Genomic DNA, 25,658 nt, shown 5'->3' on the forward strand with positions numbered 1-25,658 from the left:
CCATCAAATCTACTTTGATGGTTTTTTTATGGTATTATTTTTGGAGTTTTAAATTGAAAACAAATACATTTACTTAAACTAAAATCTATGAAAAAAACTATACTCCTACTTTCGCTTGTAATTATTCTTGCTTCCTGTGGTGTAAAAAGTACCCAAAACTTATTAAGTTCCGGCAATTATGACGTGGCAATCGACAAAGCGATTTCCAACTTACGTACCAATAAAGACAAAAAAGGAAAACAGGATTACATCTATTTACTAGAAGAAGCTTTTGCTAAAGCTAAAGAGCGCGACTTGAACGCTATTAATCTATTAGCCAAAGACGCAAATCCTGTCCAATTAGAAAAAATGTACAATATTTACTTGTTACTTAATCAGCGTCAGGAAAAAATAAAACCACTACTTCCTTTACCACTAATTAGAGAACGAAGAAATGCTATATTTCCTTTTGACAATTATAACGATCAAATTATTGATAGTAAAAATGCGCTGTCCTCCTATCTATATGCTAATTCTAAAAAATTATTGCTTACAGCCAATAAAATGAATTTCAGGAAAGCTTATGACGACTTACAGTATTTGAATCAAATAAACCCTAATTACAAAGACGTATTGACTCTTATGGATAATGCGCTTTACAAGGGTTCTGATTATGTGATGGTGGAAACGGTAAACCAAAGCAACCTGATTATCCCAGCCCGATTGCAAAATTCACTACTAGACTTTGATACCTATGGCTTAAATGACAAATGGACCGTATATCATACCTACAAACAAAAAGGCATTAATTATGATTACGGAATGCGTATTCTTTTCAATCAAATTTACTTATCGCCAGAACAAATAAACCAGAAAGAATTCGTGAAAGTACGTAAAGTAAAAGACGGTACAACTAAACTATTAGATGACAATGGGAAAGAGGTTTTAGACAAGGACGGAAAAGTAATTATGGTAGATGTTTTTAAAAATTTAACCGTACTTATTTATGAATCTAGACAATTTAAATCCTGTCAAATTAATGCCGTTGTAGATTATGTAGATTATCAAAATAATCGTCTTTTAAAATCATTTCCGCTGACGGCTCAATCCGTCTTCGAAAATATCTACTCAAAATACAAAGGAGACAGACTCGCCGCAGATGATAATTACTATGGGTATTTCGATAATGGTAGAATCCTTTTCCCATCAAATGAGCAAATTATTTATGACACTGCTGAGGATTTAAAATCTAAGATAAAAAATACAATCAGTAGAAATCCTTTTAGAAAATAAGCAAACTTTACAGCTCCTTTGAGAAAGATTATTCTCAAGGAGTTTTTTTTTTTTGAAAAAACAACAAAGAATTAAAATTTTGTTAGAAAGCATAAAGTTTAGTGTTGTGTGAAATAAAATAGTGTACTTTTGCACCAATGAATAATACAAATTTAAATATTAATCCAAACTCACGGATAATCACAACTGCTACTTCTCCCGAAGTACGGACGCTATTAGTATAGTATCCACAGTTGTGTTGTAAATATTTCTATTCATTTATTTTTTTGCCATTTTGAAATCACATTTGTTTTCCATTGGAATACTATTTTCCAAAATTAATATACCTTCCATAGTACTTCCTTGTTATTCAGTTCATTGGATGATAAATTCGTATTTTTGTTATTTTATATTGGGAAACAAAAAATGCATTTTAAAACTATCTTACAAATCATTTTTTAACTCAAAAATTCAACTCTTGTAATGAATATCTCTATTATTATTGCCCAGGAAGAGCATTTTAAGTACGCACAAATTATTTGCGATACTATAGAGTCGTCTGCCTTGTTGAGAGGAACTGGAATTGCTAAAAGAACGCCTGAATATATTCTGAAAAAAATGCAAAATCAAGATGCTGTTATCGCTTTAGACAACGGCGTTTTTGCAGGTTTTTGTTATATCGAAAGTTGGCAAGACAGCAACTATGTGGCGCATTCAGGATTAATTGTACATCCTGATTACAGAAATATAGGCCTAGCCAAAAAAATTAAATCCAAGGTGTTTGATTACTCTTTGAAAAAATATCCAAATGCAAAAGTATTCGGAATCACAACGGGATTAGCTGTAATGAAAATCAATTCTGAATTGGGATATAAACCCGTTCCGTTTTCTGAACTAACGACAGATCCCAGTTTTTGGAAAGGATGTCAAACTTGTACCAATTATGAAATTTTAAAAAGCAAAGACAACAAAATGTGCTTGTGTACAGGAATGCTTTATGATCCAAAGGAAAAAGCTAAGATTCCTCCAAAACATCCTTTTAATGTTAGAATTTGGAATCGTTTGAAAAAAATCAAACAAGCCCTTTTCTTAGAAGACTAAATTAAATTAAAATATATAATCTGCTAAAGGCTTAAAGCCAATAGCCCATAATAGATCAAAAAATGAAAAAAGTTGTATTAGCATATAGTGGAGGTTTAGACACCTCATATTGCCTTAAGTATTTAAAAAACGAAAAAGGATATGAAGTTCACACCGTATTAATCAATACTGGAGGTTTTGATGATGCCGAATTGAAAGCAATTGAAGATAGAGCCTACGAATTAGGAAGTGCAAAACACGCTAACCTAACCATTGTAGACAGATATTATGATAAAGCGATCAAGTATTTAATTTTTGGTAATGTCTTAAAAAATAATACCTACCCATTATCTGTAAGTGCTGAACGTGTTTTTCAAGCAATTGAAGCTATAAAATATGCCAAATCTGTGGGTGCAACTGCAATTGCTCACGGAAGTACCGGTGCTGGAAATGACCAAATTCGTTTTGATTTAATTTTCCAAACCATCGCTCCCGAAATTGAAATCATCACTCCTATTAGAGACTTGAAATTATCAAGACAAGAAGAAGTCGATTATTTAGCAAAAAACGGAGTACACTATTCTTGGGAGAAAGCACAATATTCAATCAACAAAGGACTTTGGGGAACTAGTGTAGGTGGAAAAGAAACTTTAACTTCAAGTCAACCACTTCCTAGCGAAGCTTATCCATCGCAATTACAAAAAGAAGGTGAAGAAAAAGTAGCTTTAACTTTCGAAAAAGGCGAATTGATTGCTATCAATGGTATTAAAAAATCACCAGTTGACAATATTGTTATTCTTGAGAAATTAGCAAATGCCTTTGCAATTGGTAGAGATACACATGTTGGTGATACGATTATCGGAATTAAAGGAAGAGTTGGTTTTGAAGCAGCTGCTCCATTAATTATCATAAAAGCACATCATTTACTTGAGAAACACACCCTTGGTAAATGGCAACAATACTGGAAAGAGCAACTAGGAAACTGGTACGGAATGTTGTTTCATGAAGGTCAATTTCTTGATCCTGTAATGAGGAATATTGAGGCTTTTCTTGAAGACACTCAAAAAACAGTTAATGGAACTGTAACAGTATCACTAAAACCCTATCACTTTACGCTTGACGGAATTGAATCAGATAATGATTTGATGAATACAGGTTTTGGTCAATATGGCGAAATGAACAATGCTTGGACATCTGATGATGCCAAAGGATTTATCAAGATACTAGGAAATGCCCAAAACATATTTTCGTCTGTAAATAATGAAACTTACGAGTAATTATAAATTTATCAACATAGAATCATAGAAAAAAAAGAATTATTGAAACTCATTCTTGGTTCACATAGCTGTGTTTTACTTTAAAAAAACTGAAACGTCTCAACAAAAGAATAAAAAGCAATGTTTCTATGTGGTTAAAAAAACGAATTAATCTCAAAGGTTTAATTCTAATAGATTTTAAAAAATAAAAAACATGATTAATGTTGGAATAATAGGAGGTTCTGGATATACGGCAGGAGAATTAATTAGAATACTAATGTTTCATCCAACCACAAAACTTGATTTTGTCTACAGTACTACAAACGCTGGTAAGCCTCTATCAGTGGCACACCATGATTTGATGGGTGATATAGAAATGAATTTTACTGACACTGTAAATCCAAATGTAAACGTTGTTTTCTTGTGTTTAGGTCATGGAAAATCGATTCAATTTTTAGAACAAAATCAATTTGCCAGCCATACTAAAATCATCGATTTAGGAAATGATTTCAGATTGACAAAGGACAAAGAATTCAAAGAAAAATCATTTGTGTACGGTTTGCCTGAACTGAATAAAACCAATATTAAAAACGCAAACTATATCGCAAATCCAGGTTGTTTTGCTACAGCAATCCAATTGGCTTTATTACCGCTTGCAGCAGACGGATTATTAAATAGCGATGTACATATCAACGCTACAACAGGAAGTACTGGTGCAGGAGTTAGCCCATCAGAAACTACACATTTTAGCTGGAGATCAAACAATATGTCGCATTACAAAGCTTTCGATCATCAACATTTAGGTGAAATCAATCAAAGTGTGAATCAACTGCAAGCTGATTATGCAAACGAATTGATTTTTGTACCGAATAGAGGAGATTTTGCTAGAGGAATTTTCGCTACTCTATATACTACTGTAGAAGAAAGTTTAGAGAATTTAGTTGCTAAATATGAAGCTTTTTATAAAGACCAGCCTTTCGTAACCGTTACCACTACGAACATCAACATGAAACAAGTAGTGCAAACAAATAAGTGCATCATTAGTTTAATGAAAAAAGGAAACCGGGTGCTAATTACTTCAATAATTGATAATTTAGTAAAAGGCGCCTCCGGTCAAGCCGTCCAAAACATGAATTTAATGTTTGGACTTGATGAAACAACTGGACTGCATTTGAAACCTTCAGGGTTTTAAAAATTTGTTTCAACTTTAAAGTTTCAGGTTAATACGAACTTGAAACTTTAAACCTTAAACTTTTAAACATACACACAATGAACTTATTTGACGTTTACCCATTATATCCTATCACTCCAGTAAAAGCATTAGATTGTATCATTACAGATGATAAAGGAATCGAATATTTAGATTTATACTCTGGTCACGGAGTGATTTCTATAGGTCACACACAACCATATTATGTAGCCAAAGTAAAAGCCCAACTGGATAATTTGAGTTTTTACTCGAATGCAATTCAAAATCCGTTACAAGTGGAGCTGGCAGATAAACTAGGAAAACTTTCAGGTTATACAGATTACAGCTTGTTTTTATGCAGTTCTGGGGCTGAGGCCAATGAAAATGCTTTAAAAATGGCTTCTTTTCATACCAATAAATCCAGAGTAGTCTCTTTTCACAATGCTTTTCATGGGCGTACTTCTGCAGCCGTAGCAACAACCGATAATAAAAAGATTGTCGCACCGATTAACGCACAACAAATAGTTACTTTCTTGCCATTGAACGAAATAGATTTGGTGGAAGCCGAATTGATAAAAGGCGATGTCGCTTGTGTAATCATTGAACCTATTCAAGGTGTAGGTGGATTAGACCAAGGAACCACCGAGTTTTTTCAAGCCTTAGAAAAAGTGTGCAAGGCGAATGATGTTGTTTTAATTTTAGATGAAGTACAATCTGGTTTTGGAAGAAGCGGGAAGTTCTTTGCACATCAATTTCATGACATCAAACCTGATATTATATGCATGGCAAAAGGAATGGGTAACGGATTTCCAATCGGTGGAATTCTAATTGCTCCTCATTTTGAAGCGAGCTATGGTTTACTAGGAACTACTTTTGGTGGAAGTCATTTGGCTTGTGCCGCAAGTATTGCCGTTTTAGAGGTAATGGAAAGTCAGAGTTTGATGGAAAACGCAAAAAAAGTAGAAGCATATTTCATGCAAGCTATAAAAGTGATTCCCGAAATCATCAAAGTAAAAGGAAGAGGATTGATGTTAGGTGTCGAATTTGATTTTGATGTTAGCACGTTGAGAAAAAAGATGATTATCGAAAAGCATATCTTTACTGGAGGTGCCAACAATAAAAATTTATTGAGAATTCTCCCTCCACTAACAATCACAACTGATGCGATAGATGCATTTATTGTCGCATTGCAAGAATCGTTGGTAGAATTGAAGTCTTAGATATAAATCAATCTTTGATAAAGTTTTAAACTTTGACAAAGCTCATAATTTTAGAACAATGAACAAAATACTTCCAATCGAAAAAAGAAATGCCGTTTTAAGTCGAATGGCTGTGCTTCTCGAAAAAGAAAGAACAGCTATAAAAACCACAAACCAGAAAGATCTTGCCAACTATTCCGGTGATGATTTGGCTATGGAAAAACGCTTGCTCGTTGATGATGCTAAAATTGACGGAATGATTCTATCGTTACAACAATTGACAAGTCAAGAAGATCCTTTGGGGCAAGTTCTATTTAATTTTACTCATGACAACGGCATGAAAGTCAGCAATAAAACGGCTGCTTTTGGAACTATTTTAATCATTTATGAGTCAAGGCCAGACGTTACTGTTGAAGCGGGAGGAATTGCATTTAAATCAGGAAATAAAATTTTGCTAAAAGGCGGAAAAGAGTCATTACTTTCTAATTTAATGATTGTAAGCCTTTGGCATCAAGCCTTAACAGACAATGATGTAGCTAATTCTTGGGTCGAATATTTAAATTATAACCGAAATGAAACCCAAGCTTTTCTAGAAAAACCAACACAAAAAGTCGATTTAATTGTTCCTCGTGGTGGTGAAAACCTGATTAACTTTGTTAAGAAACACGCTACTTGCCCAGTAATAGTAAGTGGTAGAGGGAATAATTTTGTGTATGTAAACAAAGATGCCGATTTAGATAAAGCTTTAGCCATTATCATGAACGGAAAAACTTCAAATATTTCAGTTTGTAATGCTTTGGATAAAGTATTAATCGATAGAAATTTGCCAAATTGGGAAGTTTTCACAAAGCAAATTATTACCGAGCTGCAACTATTTAATGTTACAGTTCTAGGAGACGATGTTGTTGCAAAAGCAACTGGAGTAAAAGCAATTGAGACTGATTTGATTTGGTATGAAGAGTTCTTAGATTACAAAATCGTCATTGGAACCACTAATTCTGATCAAGAGGCAATTGAAAAAATAAACAAATATTGTGGGGGCCATTCGGCATCCATTATTACTAAAAATGATACTATCGCACAAGAATTCATGGAAAACGTGGATACGGCTGCAGTATATCATAATGCATCCACACGTTTTACTGATGGAGGTCAATTGGGTCTTGGTGGTGAATTAGCTATTAGTACAGACAAATTACATCAAAGAGGTCCAATAGGACTGCAACACCTAGTTACTAATAAATGGTATATTTACGGAGACGGACAGATTAGGTAGTTCACAATAATCAGTGTTCAGTATTTAGCTTTCAGTTTGAGAAGATATATACTAAGTAAAAAATATTTGAAGTCTCAAGAATAAGTAAAGTACAGCTTTGTGAACTTTGCGTTTATAAAGATTAAAAACAAAAAAACTTTGTGCCCTTTGCGGTTAAATCACAAAAAATGGCTAAAAAAAGAATATTACTAAAAATAGGTACAAATACATTGACAAGAGAAACCAATCATATTTCGAGAGGAAAGATTGAGGATATTGGAATGCAAATTTCCGCTTTAAACGAGGATTACGAGTTTATTATTGTTAGTTCTGGCGCTATAGCCGCAGCAAAACAGTTCGTAAAACTAGAAAGTAAAGGAAGAGAAATAGTTGTTAAGCAAGCGCTAGCATCGATTGGCCAACCCCATTTAATGCGGATTTTCCATGAAAATTTCAGCGACTTAGGATTGCTTTCTTCGCAGTGTCTACTCTCCTATTCTGACTTTGAAAAAGAACAGTCAAAAGTAAATATTGTCAATACAATCAATGTATTAGTAGAGAACAATTACATTCCGATTATTAATGAAAACGATACCGTTGCAACCGATGAAATTCAATTTGGTGACAATGATAAATTAGCGGCATTAGCAGCTGTTTTATTAAAAGTTGATATATTAATCATCGCTACCAATACAAATGGAATATACACAAAATCGTCTATCCATGACATAACACCTGAAACCATTACTTTAGTTACAGACCTAAAGTCTCTTGAAAAAGAGGTAGGTGACACTAAATCATCTCAAGGAACAGGTGGAATGCAATCTAAAATTGAAGCGGCAGCAATTGCTAAAGCGGCTAATATCGAGACCTGGGTTGTCAATGGTTTAAATGATAATTTTATTTTGAATGCTTTAAAAGACAAAATACCTTTTACTAAAATAACATAACGATGAACTACACTTCAATAAAAGATATCGACTCTCTCTCTAAATGGGTGAAATCGGCAATTAAAATTAAGAGCAAACCGCTTAAAAATAAAAAACTAGGAAAGAACAAAACCTTAGGGATGTTGTTTTTTAATCCAAGTTTAAGAACCCGCTTGAGTACTCAAAAGGCGGCTTTAAATTTGGGAATGAACGTCATGGTGATGAACTTTACCAGTGAAGGCTGGACACTGGAATTTGAAGATGGAGCGGTTATGAATCAGGGTGCTTCAGAACATATTAAGGAGGCTGCGGAAGTAGTATCTCAATATTGTGATATCATAGCGATTAGAGCTTTTGCTGGATTGGTAGACAAAGAAAAAGACAATGCCGAAACCGTAATGGCTGGATTTTTAAAATATGCCACCGTACCTATCGTTAATATGGAAGGTGCAACAGGACATCCTTTGCAATCCCTTGCTGATGCGATTACCATGGAAGAGTTCAAGACTGAACACAGACCAAAGGTCGTTTTATCTTGGGCACCGCACCCTAAAGCTTTACCTCAGGCTGTAGCCAATTCCTTTGTGGAAATGATGCAGTTACAAGATGCTGACTTTGTAATTACACACCCTGAAGGCTACGAACTAAATCCTGAAATCACTAAAGATTCCAAGATTGAATACGATCAAAATAAAGCATTTGAAAATGCCGATTTTATCTATACCAAAAACTGGAGCAACTACAAAGAGTACGGAAAAATCACTAATAGTGACCCAAACTGGACGGTAACAATAGATAAAATGAAACTGACTAACAATGCCAAGTTCATGCACTGCTTACCAGTTAGACGTAATGTGATTGTTACTGATGAAGTGATTGACAGCGAGAATTCAATTGTAATCGAACAAGCTAACAATAGAACCTATGCAGCACAATTAGTTTTGCAAAAAATATTAAAAAATGGGCAATAAAAAATCCGTTACCGTAATAAAAATTGGTGGAAACATTATTGATGATCCCAAAGAGCTACAACAGTTTATAAATGATTTCTCCAACATTGAAGGCTATAAAGTACTTGTTCATGGTGGCGGAAAGTCAGCAACAAAAATGGCTCAAAGCATTGGTTTAGTACCGCAAATGATTGACGGACGTCGTATTACTGATGCGCCTATGCTTGATGTGGTAGTAATGATTTATGCGGGGCAAATCAATAAAAATATTGTGGCGCAATTACAGGCTCATAATACTAATGCGATGGGGTTTTCTGGAGCAGATGGGAATTTAATCCAGTCAGAGAAAAGAAATCATCCCACAATCGATTACGGCTTTGTAGGCGATGTAGAATCAGTGAACACTCCCCTATTAGAAACTTTACTTTCTAGCGGAATCGTTCCTGTTTTTTGTGCCATTACCCATGATAAAAACGGACAGTTATTAAATACAAATGCCGACACTATTGCCAGTGAATTAGCTATTGCCTTATCAGAAGTCTTTGAGGTTACTTTGAATTATTGTTTCGAAAAACCAGGCGTTTTATTCGATTCAGAAGATGATTCCTCTGTAATTGCAAATATGAATACCGACTTATATTCGAAATTAAAAGAAGAAAAAGCCATCCACTCCGGAATGATTCCAAAACTAGACAATTGCTTCAATAGCTTGTCTAAAGGAGTTCAAAAAATACGAATTGGCCATCACAGCATGTTACAAAACGACGATGCTATTTGCACAACAATACAATTATAAATATCCTCACTACAGCCCTCTCCAAAGGAGAGGGAGTAGCAACGGATATTGTTTATCGCATATCTAATAAAAATAAAATTTGCGCCTTTGCGCGTTAGTGGCAAAAACAAAAATAAAATGAAAAACATCCAAATCCTTACAAAAGAAGCCATTTCACTTTTAGAATCACTAATTGAGACTCCTTCTTTCTCAAGTGAAGAAGATAAGACTGCCGTACTAATTGAAAACTGGTTCAATTCAAACGATATCCCTTTCAAAAGAGAAAACAATAATGTCTGGGCTTACAATAAGCATTTTGATGCCACTAAACCTACCTTGCTTTTAAATTCCCACCACGATACTGTAAGACCCAACCAAGCCTACACAAACGATCCGTTTAATGCTTTTGTAAAAGACGGTAAATTATTTGGTTTAGGTAGTAATGATGCTGGCGGTTGTCTGGTTTCGTTGTTAGCTACTTTTGTGCATTTTTATGCCAAGGAAAATTTACCTTATAACATTGTAATTGTTGGATCTGCCGAAGAAGAAAGTAGCGGTAAAAATGGCTTAAATAGCGTCCTAAAACATTTACCGGAATTAGATTGTGCCATTGTGGGCGAGCCTACCTTAATGCAATTGGCTATAGCTGAAAAAGGTTTATTAGTCTTGGATGTTAAAATAAAAGGAACATCAAGTCATGCCGCACATCAAAACGACGACAATGCAATTTACAAAGCGATTCCGGTCATGGAATGGTTTAAAAACTATACTTTCGACAAAATATCAGAGCAATTAGGTCCCGTAAAAATGACTGTTACCCAAATCAATGCAGGAAAACAACACAATGTTGTACCTTCAGAATGTGATTTGGTTATCGATATCCGTGTTAACGACTGCTATACGAATCATGAAATTTTACAAATTGTAAAAGACAATGTGAACGCAGAGATTACGCCGCGTTCTATGAATTTAAGTTCCTCGTCTATTCCAGAATCGCATGGATTAGTACAAGCCGGAATCGCTCTAGGACGCACGACTTATGGCTCTCCTACCCTTTCTGATCAATCTGTTTTGAGCTGTAAATCATTGAAATTGGGGCCTGGAGATACACTGCGGTCGCACTCAGCAGATGAATTTATATATATAAATGAAATCGAAGAAGGAATTAAATTGTATATTAAAATACTGGGAGATTTTTTTAAAACAATAGAATAATTAGGAGCAATTTCCCGCTATTCGCTACAATCTTTTTATTTTTAAAGACAAAATAAAAAGGATTTTCACTTCTATCGGGGCTACAAATAATAAGTACAGACAAGTTGCGACTTGTTCTTGTGAAACAAAAAAACAATACTATGAAACTTTGGGAAAAAGGAATACCTACAGATAAACAAATCGAACAATTCACCGTTGGTAACGACAGAGAATTGGATTTGGTTCTAGCGAAATACGATGCTCTGGGCTCTATTGCTCATGCTAAAATGTTAGGAAGTATTGGTTTATTAACAACTACTGAAACTGATTCGTTAGTAGTTGCTTTAAACGATATCATTACCGATGTTGCTGAAGGAAATTTCACAATCGAAGATTCATTTGAAGATGTACACTCCAAAATTGAATATTTACTTACAGAGAAACTAGGAGATGCTGGTAAAAAAATACACACTGCTCGTTCTCGAAACGATCAAGTTCTAGTTGATGTCAACTTGTATTTAAAAGACGTTGTTATTGATTTAAAAGAGCAAGTAAAATCGCTTTTTGATTTACTAATGGAATCAGCAGCGAAATATCAAAATGTTTTGCTACCTGGATACACGCACTTGCAAATCGCTATGCCATCTTCATTCGGAATGTGGTTTTCAGCTTATGCAGAAACCTTGATTGATGATATCACGATGTTGAATGCTGCATTGAAAGTGGTGAATCAAAACCCTCTAGGTTCTGCCGCAGGATACGGTAGCTCCTTCCCTATTAATAGAACATTCACTACAAAAGAATTAGGTTTCGAAACTTTAAAATACAATTCGGTTGCCGCTCAAATGAGCCGTGGAAAATCAGAAAAAACTTTGGCTTTTGCAATGAGCAGTGTAGCTGCAACTTTGGCTAAGTTCTCGATGGATGTCTGCGTATATATGAGTCAGAATTTTGATTTTATTGGTTTACCTGCGCATTTGACAACAGGTTCTAGCATAATGCCTCACAAGAAAAACCCAGATGTTTTTGAATTGATTCGCGGAAAATGCAACAAGATTCAAGCCTTGCCATACGAAATCACTTTAATCACAAATAATCTTCCAAGTGGATACCACCGCGATTTACAATTATTGAAAGAAGGATTGTTTCCGGCTATTCAAAACCTAAAAGCCTGTCTAGATATTGCTATTTTCTCTATAAAAGATATCAAAGTAAAAGACAATATTCTAGCGGATAAAAAATACAACTACCTGTTTACTGTAGATACTTTAAACGAAATGGTTGTAGCCGGAATGCCTTTTAGAGACGCATACAAAGCTGTAGCGGAGCAATTAGAGAATGGCACTTACGAATCTCCAAAAGAGACTAAACATACTCACGAAGGGAGTATTAATAATTTGTGTTTAGCAGAGATAAAGGATAAAATGAACAAATCGTATTAAAAATACAACAACTATAATTTGCACAACTTCTTTAAAAATCCATTCTTAACTGAATGGATTTTTTTTGAAATTATACTATGCGAAAAAAGTAGTACGGAAAATCAACACAGAATACATATATTTGAATAGTAGCCCATTTAAAATATAACTATGGATTCTTTTAAAGAACAAGCAACTCAAACTCTTTTTGAGAAAAAATTAATAACGGACACTCAATTTAAGCAGGTTAAAGCGTATCGAAATTTAGAGATTTTTTCGCTAAACACCGAGTTAAAATTGTTTCTATACCTGTCAGTTTTATTCTTTACTACGGGAATTGGAATATTGATTTATCAAAACATTGAAACGATTGGTCATATCGCTATCATATCATTATTATTAGTGGTAACTGTTATTTGCTACTACTTCAGTTTCAAGAATAGCACTGGATATCAAAAAGGAGAAACTAGTTTTGACAACCCCATATTTGATTACCTTATTCTTTCGGCTGTTCTTTTGACTTGTATTTTTATAGGCTATTTACAATTTCAATACAACGCTTTTGGCACTCATTACGGATTGGCTACTTTAGTTCCCACAGTGATTGGACTTTTTTGCGCCTATTATTTTGATAACAAAAGCATCTTATCCATTGCAATCACTGGCTTGGCTGCATACATTGGTTTATCAGTTAGTCCTCAAGCATTGCTTAGTAATGATTTCTACACAACAAATACGTTGAGCTATTCAGCAATTGGCTTAGGCATAGTACTCGTTCTTTGGTCAATTTACAGTAACCAAATTGCATTAAAAAAACATTTCACCTTAGTCTATTTGGCTTTTGGATTACACCTTATAAGTATTTCCTGTGTTACTAATTTATTTGAACCATACTGGTTAATATTCGGAGTTATTTTAGCTGCTGCCTTGTATTACTTTTATATCTCCAGTTACAAAGTCAAATCTGTTTCTCTTTTTGTTTTCACAATCATTTACGCCTATATTGGAGTTAATATCATTTTATTCAAAGCTATTGCTTTACTAAATATTGATGAATTTTTAATTTCTTTCTTCTTTTTCGTGCCCTTTTATTTCATAATTTCTATAATCCTATTTATTCGCCTTATTAAAAAATTCAATAAAAACAGTAACGATGATAGTATACGATAAAGGTGAATTAGAGAATTTGATTCTAGTAGAAGAAGCATATTCTTTAAAAGTAGGGGGCTTCATAGATAATGAACAATATAAGGCCATTTCTAAACAACTAATAACTCCTAAAAACAGTAATAACCTATTAATCAGACTGGCTTTTTTCATATTGGGAAGTTTTTTATACTCCTCTATCTGTGGTTTCTTAACTTTACTCAGCGAGGATTTAATAACTGAAAATTTTAATGTAATTGTATTCCTATATACCACCATTGGTTTTGCAGGAGCAGAAGTTTTAAGTCGTCTAAAATTGTATGGACATGGCTTAGATGATGCCTTTATAGTAGGATCCCAATTAACTTTGGCTATAGCCGTAGGTATTTTAACAGATGGAAACGAGATAGTAATTGCGTCAATTATAACGATTACTGCATTAATTAGCTATCTACGCTATCTACATCTTTCCATGGTGTTACTATTTTGTCTTGCATTGACAGCTATTGTAATCTACGCCATGTTTGAAATAGGCACTCTTGGTAAAACTATTTTACCTTTTGTAATGATGTTGTTTGCTGTTGTAATCTATTTTACTGGTAAAACAGTTGTGTCTAAAATAACAACCCCATTTTATTACAAAGGAATTTCTTTAGCGAATAGTTTCAGCCTTATTCTCTTTTACCTGTCCGGAAATTACCTGGTAGTGCGTGAACTTTCAGTTGTACTTCTTGGTACTGAGATTGCTCCAGATAGTGATATTCCGTTTGCATTCTTCTTTTATGGTTTTACCTTTGTGATCCCACTTTTTTACCTAGTCTATTCGATATTAAAAAAAGAAAGAATAATGTTTTGGATCGGGTTCTTAACACTTAGTTTTTCTATCTATACCATCCATTTTTACTATCCTATTTTGTCTATTGAAATTATATTAACGATTGGCGGTGTACTCCTCTTTGTATTAACTTATTTAGCTATCAAAAAACTTAAAGACAAAGAAACTGGAATCACATTTAAGCCCGACCGTTTTAGCAAAACAAATACTTTCTTAGATGCCGAAATACTGATTTCGTCACAACTGGGCTTAAAACCAGAAACTTCAACGGGATCAAATATAGAATTTGGTGGTGGTGAATTTAGTGGTGGCGGTTCTAGTGAAAAATTTTAAAAAGAAAAAGCCAGGAATTCACTGACAATTAGTTGATTCCTGGCTTTTTTTTAACCTTTTTTACAACTATACCTTCCCCTTCAGAGCGTCAGCATCGATGTCGCTGTGGGAAACGTCATAAACTGATTTTCCGCCCTTAATCAACAATAATTGCGGCGATTGATGCATTACTCCAAATCGTGATGCAATATCATTAGAAACATCGCGATGCGCTATTAAATCTAAAAAATATGGCGTAACTTTATCTGAGAGATCAAACTCATTTTCAAACTGTTTCAAAGCCATTCTACTTATACTACAGCGCGTGCTGTGTTTGAAAATAACAACTGGCTTATCATTAGAAAGAGATACAATCTCATTTAGCTGCTCCAAATCAGTTAAAGCATTCCAGGCAATTTTAGATGTAGATTCATTTTGGTTGTCAGACGAACCACTAAAGATATTTTTAAAAAAACTCATAATTTATTAATTTTAAGACAATTTGTCCTGTTAATATGATTAAAATCACGCGGATACAGTCATTTTGTCTGCGTTTTTGTATTGGAATATAAATTGAATAATAATTATCAAAGTTACCAAAATAACTCCAAAAATATAAAATCATGAACATAAATAAATTTACGATTAAATCACAGGAGGTCATCCAGCATTCACAGCAGCTTGCTCAAGGCTATGACCAACAACAAATAGAAAACGAACACTTATTTAAATCCATGCTTGAAGTGGACGAAAATGTAGCGCCATTTATTTTGAAAAAACTAAATGTAAATGTGCCACTATTTATTAAAATATTAGACAGCACAATTCAAAGTTTCCCAAAAGTAAGTGGCGGCGAAATAATGCTTTCCAGAACGGCTAATTCGACCTTAAATGAAGCAGAAAGTATTGCAAAGAAAATGAACGATGAATTTGTTTCTATCGAACATTTAATTCTAGCGATTTTTAATTCAAAAAGTAAAGCAGCCCAAATATTAAAAGACCAAGGCGTAACCGAAAAAGGACTAAAAGCCGCGATTGACGAATTGCGAAAAGGAGAAAGAGTGACTTCCGCCTCTGCCGAAGAAACTTATAACTCTTTGAATAAATATGCTAAAAATCTAAACGAACTAGCCAAAGAAGGGAAATTAGACCCTGTAATTGGGCGTGATGAAGAAATTAGAAGAGTACTTCAAATATTAACGCGTCGTACAAAAAACAACCCAATGCTTGTGGGAGAACCCGGCGTGGGTAAAACTGCCATTGCCGAAGGATTAGCACATCGAATTGTGGACGGTGATGTTCCAGATAACTTAAAAGACAAAATTGTATTCTCACTGGATATGGGTGCCTTGATTGCGGGAGCCAAATATAAAGGAGAATTTGAAGAACGATTGAAAGCCGTCGTTAAAGAAGTTACCGCTGCCGAAGGTGATATTGTTCTTTTCATTGATGAGATTCATACACTCGTAGGCGCCGGAGGTGGTGAGGGCGCAATGGATGCGGCAAATATCTTGAAACCTGCTTTGGCTCGTGGAGAACTTCGCGCTATTGGTGCCACCACATTGGATGAATATCAAAAATATTTCGAAAAAGACAAAGCACTAGAAAGACGTTTCCAGAAAATAATTATCGAAGAACCTGATACCGAAAGTGCAATTTCAATCCTGCGTGGTATCAAGGAAAAATATGAAACACACCACAAAGTACAGATAAAAGATGAGGCGATTATCGCTGCAGTCGAGTTATCGCAACGTTATATTACCAATCGTTTTCTACCGGACAAAGCCATCGATTTAATGGATGAATCCGCTTCAAAAATACGCATGGAAATCAATTCAAAACCCGAAGAACTGGATGTTTTGGATCGAAAAGTAATGCAACTCGAAATCGAAATTGAAGCTATAAAAAGAGAAAAAGACGAAAGCAAGCTCAAAATTTTAGGAATGGATTTAGCCAATCTTAAAGAAGAGCGAAATGAAATTTATGCCAAATGGAAATCAGAGAAGGATGTTGTTGATAGTATCCAAGGAATAAAAACAGAAATCGAAGATTTTAAATACGAAGCCGAAAGAGCAGAGCGTGATGGCGATTACGGAAAAGTAGCCGAAATTCGCTATGGTAAAATCAAAGAAGCCCAAGAGCGTCTTGATGTTTTGCATAATGAACTCGTCGAAAACCAAGCTGGCGGAAGCTCACTGATAAAAGAAGAAGTGACTCGCGAAGATATTGCAGAAGTTGTAGCCAAATGGACTGGAATTCCAGTTATGAAAATGCTACAAGGAGAACGCGAAAAACTATTGCACCTAGAAGCCGAATTGCATCAGCGTGTTGTAGGTCAAGAAGAAGCGATTGAGGCGGTAAGTGATGCCGTACGTAGAAGCCGCGCTGGATTACAAGATATGAAAAAACCAGTTGGAACCTTTTTATTCCTTGGGACAACTGGTGTTGGTAAAACTGAGTTGGCAAAAGCATTGGCAGAATACCTGTTTGATGATGAAAATGCCATGACCCGTATCGACATGAGTGAATACCAGGAACGCCATAGTGTGAGCCGTTTAGTGGGTGCGCCTCCGGGATATGTGGGCTATGACGAAGGCGGTCAGTTGACTGAGGCGGTGCGTAGAAAACCGTATTCTGTGATATTACTGGATGAAATTGAAAAAGCACATCCAGATACGTTTAACATCTTGTTGCAAGTATTAGACGAAGGACGATTAACCGACAACAAAGGACGTCTTGCCGATTTTAAAAACACCATTATCATCATGACTTCTAATATGGGAAGCCAGATTATTCAGGAAAAGTTTGAAAACCTGAAGGGAAGTATGGAAGCTGCCACAGAGGCCGCAAAAACCGAAGTGTTAGGTTTATTAAAACAAACCGTTCGTCCAGAATTTATCAATCGTATCGACGAAATCGTGATGTTTACGCCACTAACCACTGCTAATATAACTAAGATTGTTAGTTTACAACTTAAGAGCGTGACCAAAATGCTTGCACTGCAAGGAATTACCATGGATGCTACGCCTGAAGCGATCGCCTACTTGGCCGAAAAAGGATATGATCCACAATTTGGTGCCAGACCGGTGAAACGTGTGATTCAAAGAGACGTATTGAACAGCCTCTCTAAGGAAATTCTAGCCGGAAAAATCGCAACGGATAGTATCATACTTTTGGATGCATTTGATGGCGAATTGGTTTTTAGAAACCAAACAGAGACAGTGGAATAATTTATTTATTTTTGTAATATTTTTTTTGTAGTATTAAAACACCAGTCGCAAGTCTGGTGTTTTTTTTATGCTGATTTTCAGTAGCAGAAGGTTTTATTTCTAGAATAGCATCCCTCCTGCTCTCGGCTATATCTCTCCGTTTCACTTCGAGGATACCACCTTGATCAGGGCTATTTAGGAGGATTAGTTTTTTATAACTACGTAAGCACAACTTAGCGACAAGCCAGACTGCTGTGCGAAGTCTCCCGACTTGGTACCCGACCTTATTCTAGACTGTAATCTAATACGTTTGTTTAAAATGTTCTTAGTGTGATTACTTTCCGACACGTCGGACAAGCTGTTCCTCGCAATAGCTTTATTTTTAGAACTTCTTTATAAATTTTCGTGAATCTTTGGGTTCCCTTTGTGTCTCTTTGCGAAACAAATTTTACTGTATATCTTAGTAGTAAATTCCCCCGTTCTTAAGAAAGGATAAACCAAATAAACTTCTTTGTAGAAGATTTACCTTTAGGCTATCTTTAAAATTCTATTAATTGGGATTCCAACGCCTTTCTTTAGCACAACACTTTCGTCTGTTAATGCCCAAACTGTGGTTTCAACCATTTTTTTTGACGAATCATCTTCAAAGAAAATTTGAATTTTTGAATGTTCTAAATTTCCTAAAGAAAGTGCTCGCTCTAATTCATTTTTCCTTTGGGTAATAGCATTATCGTCTTCTAACACTTCAGTATGTGGGAATTTTAAAGTTTCTATCTCTTCTTTTTCAATGATTTCAAAATCTATAGTCATAATCTTTTAATTTGAGTTATTAAATAGTCCCATTGGTTTGACACATTATCAACATTTAATAGCAGTAGTATTACAAATATAATTACATTTTACTACTTGTTAACTTTTGTTATTAGTAATTTAACAAATCTTTAAAGTACAGGCAAGTCTTTGTTTAATCACCTATTTTATATTATTAGGAAGGATAAATCAACATTAAAAACGGAAATTTAATTTGGTAAAAAAAAGACAGTTAAACATATCTTTATGCTCTTTGAACCAAATACTAATTTAAGAATATATTTTGATAAGTTTGGCGTAAAATCAAGATAATTTGATTGTATTAATTGAGTTCCGATCGAAGCTCAGAAAAAAGTGATTTACAGAAATTCTTTGTGATTCCTTGCAATTCGCTGTACTTGCTCTATGTATCTTTGTGAAATACAAATACTATATGCGCTTCTATTTTTTATGTTTTTTAAATAATTAAAAAGCAAAAACTTATATGTCTTATCTGTTTAAAATAAATCGCTACAGGCTCTGTGCATCTTTGCGGAAACAAAATATATTAACACCTACTATATAATGAAAACAAAGTCTAGGATAGCATCAATAGTAAAAGCGAATAGTCTAGACTTTTCTGTTATAGGCTTGCAATCTTTTGATCTCTCAGCATTAAACATAAAAATTGATCTCGATTTTCAATTACCAACTAATATAAGATTAGGTCATTTAGTAGAGAATATTGTTTCTGAAATGATTAAATCATCTACCAACTACAATGTGCTGTATGAAAATGTTCAGGTAATTGAAGGTAATAAAACCATAGGTGAAATTGATTTTATTATTGAAGAAGAAAACACAACGCAGTTAATCCATATGGAGTTAGCTTATAAATTTTACCTGTTTGACCCTAGTATTTCTTCAGAAGCTATATATAATTGGATTGGCCCAAATAGGAATGATTCTTTAAAAGAGAAATTAGAAAAATTAAAAACTAAACAATTTCCTTTACTATACCACAATTGTGCTAAATCAAGGTTTAAAGCTATTGCAATCAACGAGGTTTCCCAAGCGTTATGTTTATTGGTTTCCCTGTTTATTCCTTACAAATACAAAGGTAATTTTAACCCTATTTATGAAAAAGCCATAAAAGGGTATTATCTAAACATGGAAACATTTAGCAAGCTAGATAATCCCGCAAAAAACTATTATATCCCTTCAAAAAAGGAATGGGGAATGGATCCTGCTGAAAACGAAATCTGGACCGACTTTAATGGTGTAGTAAAAGATATTCAAACTTGTATGAAGGAAAAACAATCTCCCTTAATTTGGCAAAAATATAACGGTTCCTATATCGAGTATTTTATTATTTGGTGGTAAGTTTGATTAAGTAGAGAAAAGCTAAATAGTAAAATATGAAGGATCGAAAATTTGTTATTACAAGTAAATATAGATTCGTCGTTCTGACAATTTGTTCTGGTAAAATGCCGATAGGACAAAAATTAAAAAAAAGTAAAACATGAAAATAAAATCGACAATCTGGTTATTAAGTATGCTATTACTAGCATGCAACAAACAAAATAAAGACGATAGTGAAAGTATTGATACCACGGCTGTTAATGATACTGTTCAAATAACAAAATCCATAGCACCCGAAGAAGAAATGGTTACAGCATCTTCAAATGAACGTTTTCGCCAAGTAACGGTAGAAAAAGTTGGTGAAAATAAGTTCCGCTTGCAAGGACAAGCACAAGTTTGGGAAGCAAACATTAGTTGGGTTATTGAGGACGGTCATAATGAATTGAAAAGTGGATTTACAACAGCAGACGCTGGCGCACCAGAATGGGGTAATTTTGACTTCACAATTGAAATTGAGAAAAAAGACAATTATTCAACATTAATCCTTATTTTGTTTGAAGAAAGTGCAGAAGACGGTAGCCGCAAGCATGAACTACCAATACCGCTTAAGTAAACCCGAAGTGATGTTTATTACCTTTCCAGTTTTACTATCAAAGCCAGATAATTGTGAGTTAAAGTCGAACATTTGATTTGCTCGCCTAAATTACGACCTGAAAACACTAAACCTTACTTTTAAAAATAGCTCAAGATTCGGATATTTCACCATAAAAAACCAGTCAATTTAGACTGGTTTTTTATGGTGAAATGAAAATATTTACTTTTTATAAGTCTGTAAAAATAGACGAATCTAAATTAGTTTTAACAACTACATTCTTTGGTCCTACCTCTTCATTTGGTCTATCGAAAGAAAGCAAAATATTACCGACTTTTTGATAGTTGTTCCAAGGCTTCAAAAACTTAGGTTCAGCATCATTAAAGTTTTTATAGTAAGCCCATTGCTTTATCAGGTGATCTTCTTTATCTACATACAACCAATATTTATTTTCGGGAGTTACACCAACAGCACTGAAGGTAAGTTGCAATATATCGGCAGTCTTACCATTAGGTAATTTAGCTGTTTTAACATATGTTAGACTTACACCAGGATCTTGTAATTTCCACGGCATTACCAACCAATAAGAATCATTAATCCACCAGTTTTTCCCTTTTTCAAGTAGTTCTTTGGCTTTATCCTGATCCTTTACTAGTGCCCCATTTTCATATACTTTCCCTTTTAAAGTATTGATATTTACTAAAATCACTTGTTTTGCTGCTGGATTTTCGACGCGAACATCTCCGGTCCATTTATCCCAAGAGAGTTTTCTATTCACAAAATCCCATTGAATAAACTGGGTTGAATTGTAATTTTTCATTCCTCCCATCGCAGTTAGCATTTCTTTGACAATCGCATTAGCTTTTTTATCATTCGACTGAGCCTCCGCACAACTGTTACTGAAAATTATAATAGTAAGAATTAGAGTGACTTTGAAAATATTTTTCATAAACATGTATTTGATTGATTGTAAGTAACAAAAATAGTTCCTTTTTTTCTTATGTCGAATTTAGATCTCATTTTATACCCTTATATCTACATTATTGTTTCCTATTGCAATCACTTTAACGCCTTTTCAGCACCATACTTTTTATTGGTCTTTTTTCAATTTTATGATTTTCTAGTCTTTATAAAATTCACTATTTTTGCAATCTAAAAATAAGACTATGTCAAAGAAAAAATATAAAATTGCAGTTATTCAACTCAACCTGAACGATGTTGCCGAAAACAACCTAAAAAAGTGTTTGAGCTGGGTACGTGATGCTGCAAGTCAAGGTGCTGAGGTTATTTCGATTCCTGAATTATATAGCAGTCACTATTTCTGTCAGAGCGAAGATGTAGCCAACTTCGAAATCGCTGAACCACTTTATAGTACTTCGTTTATCGCTTTTAGTGCTTTGGCAAAAGAATTAGGCGTGGTAATAATTGTTCCTTTTTTCGAAAAAAGAATGGCTGGTATTTACCATAACAGCGCTTATATAATCGATACTGACGGCTCAGAAGCTGGATTATATCGTAAAATGCACATTCCAGATGATCCCCATTTTTATGAAAAATTCTATTTCACTCCTGGTGATTTAGGCTTTAAAACGATACCTACAAAAAAAGGAAAAATTGGAACATTAATTTGTTGGGACCAGTGGTATCCTGAAGCAGCTCGATTGACTGCATTAGGTGGTTCGGAAGTTTTATTTTACCCTACAGCAATAGGATGGCACCCAGGAGAGAAAGAGCAATATGGTGAAAATCAATATGGTGCCTGGATGAATGTTATGAAAGGACATGCGGTAGCAAACGGTGTATATGTAGCAGCAGCAAACAGAATAGGTTTAGAAAAATACTTGCCTGATACTGACGGAATCCAGTTTTGGGGCGCTTCGTTCATTGCAGGACCACAAGGTGAAATTTTGGCGCAAGCCTCACACGATAAAGAAGAAATCTTAATTGCCGAAGTTGATTTAGATTTACAAGAAAATGTACGTCAGAACTGGCCGTTCTTCAGAGACAGACGAATTGATGCTTTTGGAGATATTACTAAAAGAGCAATCGACTAATTTCATTTTATATAAATGCAAAAAAGCTACCAATTTGGTAGCTTTTTTTTGTGTAGAAACAATGATTTTAATTCTTAATTCAAATCTCAGGTTGAAAAAATTTAACAGTTCCATCCCCTTCGCTGCTTACTATCAGTAAACTTTTTTTCGTTGGACTTTTTGAAGCAGGAATAAAAAATAATCCCTCTGGGGCATCACCTGTTTTAATACTTTGCAAGTATTGTGGAGCCAATGGATTAGTAATATCATAAACCATAACCGTATCGGTTCTTTCTAATCCTACAAATAGGATGTTTTTTTCTCCCATTTTGGCTACTACTACTGATTCTGGCTCCGAACCTTTATCGTCACTTCTACCGTCATCATAAGTTCCAAAATCATTCGAACGCTTGTCTAAGTCGTTTTTACTATCAAAAACCAAACTTCCTGAATTTCCATTCCAAATCGTAAAGGAACGGGCTCCGAAACTGATTAACTCATCTAAATCACCGTCATTATCTGTGTCGCCTTCTGTAGAAATCAAATTCAAACGCCCCATCATGGCATCTGCTTTAAAAGTAGTTGCATCAGGAAAAACAGTCGCATCAAAAGTCATTTTAGCTAATCTTTTTACATCAGCATAACTACCGTATTCTCTAGCATCTCCTTCGTTAGCCGTAATAAAATAAGGCGTTCCGTTTACAGTATAACTCGCAATTGCATCTGGCATAAACATTCCTTTTACTTTCCAAGGCTTGAATACAACCGCTCCGTCTTTATCGCTAATATCAATCCCGTTCTCTGCCAAATTAAAATCTTTATAACCCAAGCAAAAAATAGACGAAATGGTTTTGTTTGTCAAATCCACTTTGGCAACGCCATTATTTTCTTGTAAAGTAACCCAAGCCGTTTTCGAGTCGGCTGAAATAGTAATGTATTCCGGTTCAATATCGGCTGCAAAACTTTTAGCTGTTTTAGAAATCCTGAATCCTTTTGCTTTCAAGGCACTCAATTGGCTTTCGAAACCAGCAAAATTCAATGTAGTCACCGCATAATTATTAGAAACATCAATTATAGAAATAGAACCATCAGGATCAATTGTATAATCGGCATTAGGTTCTCCTTCATTGGCTGTCATAATAAATTTCCCGTCAGGAGAAAATACAACCATATCCGGTAAAGCACCCACGGTAATTTCTTTAATCAAACTATAATCACTGGTATTAAAAACAACCACTTTGCCATTGGCTTGTTTGTCAATGGTAGATTCTAAAGCTACAGCAAGCTTGCCATTATATGTAGCCACACTGTTTGAAGCTCCGTTATAAACTGACAAATTAATGCTTGCAATACGTTTTGGATTAGTTGGATCATCTAGATCAATAACATCAATTTTATTATTATCACTATTATTCACCGTAAAAAGTTTCTTAGAAACTTCATCGTAAGCACTTATTTCAGCTGCTCCTTCGCCTCCTATAGTTATCGAAGCAATTTCTTTAAAAGTAGAAGGGTTTTCACTTACCATTCCTTCCGGTATTTCATTCTCATTAGTGTTTTCATTTGCACAAGCTGTCAATAAAAAAATTGATGCAAATAAGGCTAATCCATAGTTTTTCATAATTCTATTTTTAGTTTTTCCAAAAATAAAGAGATTGCATCGAAGCTAGATTAAAATAATATTATCGAATGATTAACAAAACTACTCTTCCTAAAAAAATTTAAAATGACTCCGTTTATTTGGTTCCTAGTATTCAAAAACAATTTAAAAATTGATGCATAATGTTTACCTTTGTCCTTCATAATCGAAATTAATCATGGCTAAAAATAATAGAAGATTCCCTGCCGAATGGGAAAACCAACAAGGCATTTTACTTTGTTTTCCTCATAACGGAAAAGACTGGCCTGGAAAATACGAAGCGATTCAATGGGCATTTGTTGAGTTTATTAAGAAAGTTGCAACATATGAAACAGTCTTTTTAGTTGTTTTTGATGAAAAACTAAAAGGTAAAGTAAGCGAAATGCTAGAAATGGCAAGAGTAAATCTCGATAATGTTTCCTTTATCATCCAAAAAACAAATAGAAGTTGGATGCGTGATTCGGGGCCAATTGTTGTAAAAAATGGAGATCTAAGAGAAGCGCTAAACTTTAATTTTAATGGTTGGGCAAAATATAAAAATTTCCAGTTAGACAAACATGTCCCTGCTAGAGTAGCTGATTTTCTAGATATGCCACTTACCCAGGTGATGTACAAAGATAAACCTGTAATTCTAGAAGGTGGAGCAATAGACAGTAATGGACGCGGTACTTTGTTGACTTCAGAAGAATGCTTAATGCATCCTGATATTCAGGTGAGAAATCCAAACTTCACCAAAGCAGATTACGAAGCAGTTTTCAAGGAATACCTAGGAGTATCGAACGTAATTTGGTTAGGCGATGGTGTTGAAGGCGATGATACTCATGGTCATATCGATGATTTATGTCGTTTTATCAATGCGGATACGATTGTAACCATTGTAGAATCAGATCCAAAAGATGCTAACTACGCTCCTTTGCAAGACAACTTGAAACGTTTGCAAAATGCTAAATTAGAAAATGGTAAATCTCCTAAAATTGTTGAATTACCGATGCCAAATCGAGTAGATTTTGAAGATTTAAGATTGCCGGCGAGTTACGCGAACTTCCTAGTTTTGAATAAATGCGTGTTAGTTCCTACTTTTAACGATCCTAATGACCGTATAGCACTTAACATCCTTGCTGACTGTTTTCCCGATAGAGAAATCATCGGAATCAGTTCTATTGATTTAATCTGGGGGTTCGGAACCTTACATTGCTTAAGTCAGCAGATTCCAGCATAAGAAAACTAAGTATTTTGTATAAA

General features: G+C 34.5%; 22 protein-coding genes. 18 read left to right on the forward strand and 4 right to left on the reverse strand.

The window, feature by feature from the left end:
• The first annotated feature begins 87 nt into the window (after positions 1–87).
• The 13 genes from FQU23_RS06000 to FQU23_RS06060 all read left to right on the forward strand — a co-directional run bounded on the left by FQU23_RS06000 (position 88) and on the right by FQU23_RS06060 (position 14,813).
• Entirely contained in the window at positions 88–1,272 is a 1,185-nt protein-coding gene (locus FQU23_RS06000; protein ID WP_147673062.1) for a hypothetical protein, read from the forward strand.
• 462 nt (positions 1,273–1,734) lie between these two features.
• Positions 1,735–2,352: a GNAT family N-acetyltransferase gene (locus tag FQU23_RS06005; protein WP_147673063.1), complete on the forward strand. Its 618-nt coding sequence runs from the start codon at positions 1,735–1,737 to the stop codon at positions 2,350–2,352.
• Positions 2,353–2,414: 62 nt separating this feature from the next.
• Positions 2,415–3,608, forward strand: coding sequence for an argininosuccinate synthase (locus FQU23_RS06010; RefSeq protein WP_147673064.1), 1,194 nt, complete (start codon positions 2,415–2,417; stop codon positions 3,606–3,608).
• Between the two features lie 193 nt (positions 3,609–3,801).
• Positions 3,802–4,779, forward strand: coding sequence for an N-acetyl-gamma-glutamyl-phosphate reductase (gene argC / locus FQU23_RS06015; RefSeq protein WP_147673065.1), 978 nt, complete (start codon positions 3,802–3,804; stop codon positions 4,777–4,779).
• A gap of 77 nt (positions 4,780–4,856) precedes the next feature.
• The gene (locus FQU23_RS06020; RefSeq protein WP_147673066.1) at positions 4,857–5,996 is read left to right on the forward strand and encodes an aspartate aminotransferase family protein; all 1,140 of its coding nucleotides are present in this window, start codon (positions 4,857–4,859) and stop codon (positions 5,994–5,996) included.
• 58 nt (positions 5,997–6,054) lie between these two features.
• Complete coding sequence (locus FQU23_RS06025) at positions 6,055–7,251, forward strand: glutamate-5-semialdehyde dehydrogenase (RefSeq protein WP_147673067.1); 1,197 nt, start codon at positions 6,055–6,057, stop codon at positions 7,249–7,251.
• A 167-nt stretch (positions 7,252–7,418) separates the two neighbouring features.
• Positions 7,419–8,180: a glutamate 5-kinase gene (gene proB, locus FQU23_RS06030; protein WP_147673068.1), complete on the forward strand. Its 762-nt coding sequence runs from the start codon at positions 7,419–7,421 to the stop codon at positions 8,178–8,180.
• Between the two features lie 2 nt (positions 8,181–8,182).
• Complete coding sequence (locus tag FQU23_RS06035) at positions 8,183–9,130, forward strand: N-acetylornithine carbamoyltransferase (RefSeq protein ID WP_147673069.1); 948 nt, start codon at positions 8,183–8,185, stop codon at positions 9,128–9,130.
• Positions 9,120–9,905, forward strand: coding sequence for an acetylglutamate kinase (gene argB / locus FQU23_RS06040; protein ID WP_147673070.1), 786 nt, complete (start codon positions 9,120–9,122; stop codon positions 9,903–9,905). The genes FQU23_RS06035 and argB overlap by 11 nt, the downstream gene beginning before the upstream one ends.
• A gap of 117 nt (positions 9,906–10,022) precedes the next feature.
• Entirely contained in the window at positions 10,023–11,099 is a 1,077-nt protein-coding gene (locus tag FQU23_RS06045) for a M20 family metallo-hydrolase (RefSeq protein ID WP_147673071.1), read from the forward strand.
• A gap of 140 nt (positions 11,100–11,239) precedes the next feature.
• Positions 11,240–12,520 (forward strand): argininosuccinate lyase, encoded by a 1,281-nt coding sequence (argH, locus tag FQU23_RS06050; RefSeq protein WP_147673072.1) that lies wholly within the window; start codon positions 11,240–11,242, stop codon positions 12,518–12,520.
• Positions 12,521–12,670: 150 nt separating this feature from the next.
• Complete coding sequence (locus FQU23_RS06055; RefSeq protein WP_147673073.1) at positions 12,671–13,669, forward strand: DUF2157 domain-containing protein; 999 nt, start codon at positions 12,671–12,673, stop codon at positions 13,667–13,669.
• A complete protein-coding gene (locus FQU23_RS06060; protein ID WP_147673074.1) occupies positions 13,653–14,813 on the forward strand; it encodes a hypothetical protein in 1,161 nt (386 codons plus the stop codon). The genes FQU23_RS06055 and FQU23_RS06060 overlap by 17 nt, the downstream gene beginning before the upstream one ends.
• 66 nt (positions 14,814–14,879) lie before the next feature.
• Here the strand turns inward: FQU23_RS06060 and ytxJ are convergent, their stop codons facing one another.
• Complete coding sequence (gene ytxJ, locus FQU23_RS06065; RefSeq protein WP_132109542.1) at positions 14,880–15,272, reverse strand: bacillithiol system redox-active protein YtxJ; 393 nt, start codon at positions 15,270–15,272, stop codon at positions 14,880–14,882.
• Positions 15,273–15,415: 143 nt separating this feature from the next.
• Here ytxJ and clpB point away from each other — a divergent pair, with 143 nt between their 5' ends.
• A complete protein-coding gene (clpB, locus tag FQU23_RS06070) occupies positions 15,416–18,022 on the forward strand; it encodes an ATP-dependent chaperone ClpB (protein WP_147673075.1) in 2,607 nt (868 codons plus the stop codon).
• Between the two features lie 507 nt (positions 18,023–18,529).
• On the opposite strand, the gene FQU23_RS06075 is transcribed toward clpB, so the two are convergent.
• Positions 18,530–18,811, reverse strand: coding sequence for a hypothetical protein (locus FQU23_RS06075; RefSeq protein ID WP_147673076.1), 282 nt, complete (start codon positions 18,809–18,811; stop codon positions 18,530–18,532).
• A gap of 564 nt (positions 18,812–19,375) precedes the next feature.
• On the opposite strand from FQU23_RS06075, the gene FQU23_RS06080 reads away from it, so the two are divergent.
• Together FQU23_RS06080 and FQU23_RS06085 are read left to right on the forward strand one after the other, a co-directional pair.
• The gene (locus FQU23_RS06080) at positions 19,376–20,173 is read left to right on the forward strand and encodes a DUF1853 family protein (protein ID WP_147673077.1); all 798 of its coding nucleotides are present in this window, start codon (positions 19,376–19,378) and stop codon (positions 20,171–20,173) included.
• 139 nt (positions 20,174–20,312) lie between these two features.
• Complete coding sequence (locus tag FQU23_RS06085) at positions 20,313–20,765, forward strand: Gmad2 immunoglobulin-like domain-containing protein (RefSeq protein WP_147673078.1); 453 nt, start codon at positions 20,313–20,315, stop codon at positions 20,763–20,765.
• A 208-nt stretch (positions 20,766–20,973) separates the two neighbouring features.
• Here FQU23_RS06085 and FQU23_RS06090 read toward each other — a convergent pair whose 3' ends face one another.
• A complete protein-coding gene (locus FQU23_RS06090) occupies positions 20,974–21,693 on the reverse strand; it encodes a hypothetical protein (protein ID WP_147673079.1) in 720 nt (239 codons plus the stop codon).
• Between the two features lie 217 nt (positions 21,694–21,910).
• Here FQU23_RS06090 and FQU23_RS06095 point away from each other — a divergent pair, with 217 nt between their 5' ends.
• A complete protein-coding gene (locus tag FQU23_RS06095) occupies positions 21,911–22,798 on the forward strand; it encodes a carbon-nitrogen hydrolase (RefSeq protein WP_147673080.1) in 888 nt (295 codons plus the stop codon).
• Between the two features lie 79 nt (positions 22,799–22,877).
• On the opposite strand, the gene FQU23_RS06100 is transcribed toward FQU23_RS06095, so the two are convergent.
• On the reverse strand, positions 22,878–24,398 hold the full coding sequence (locus tag FQU23_RS06100) for a choice-of-anchor I family protein (protein ID WP_147673081.1): 1,521 nt from the start codon (positions 24,396–24,398) through the stop codon (positions 22,878–22,880).
• Between the two features lie 196 nt (positions 24,399–24,594).
• On the opposite strand from FQU23_RS06100, the gene FQU23_RS06105 reads away from it, so the two are divergent.
• A complete protein-coding gene (locus FQU23_RS06105; RefSeq protein ID WP_147673082.1) occupies positions 24,595–25,635 on the forward strand; it encodes an agmatine/peptidylarginine deiminase in 1,041 nt (346 codons plus the stop codon).
• Positions 25,636–25,658 lie beyond the last annotated feature (23 nt).

Origin of the sequence: Flavobacterium sp. XN-5 (assembly GCF_008033395.2) — a bacterium.
Taxonomy (GTDB): domain Bacteria; phylum Bacteroidota; class Bacteroidia; order Flavobacteriales; family Flavobacteriaceae; genus Flavobacterium; species Flavobacterium hiemivividum.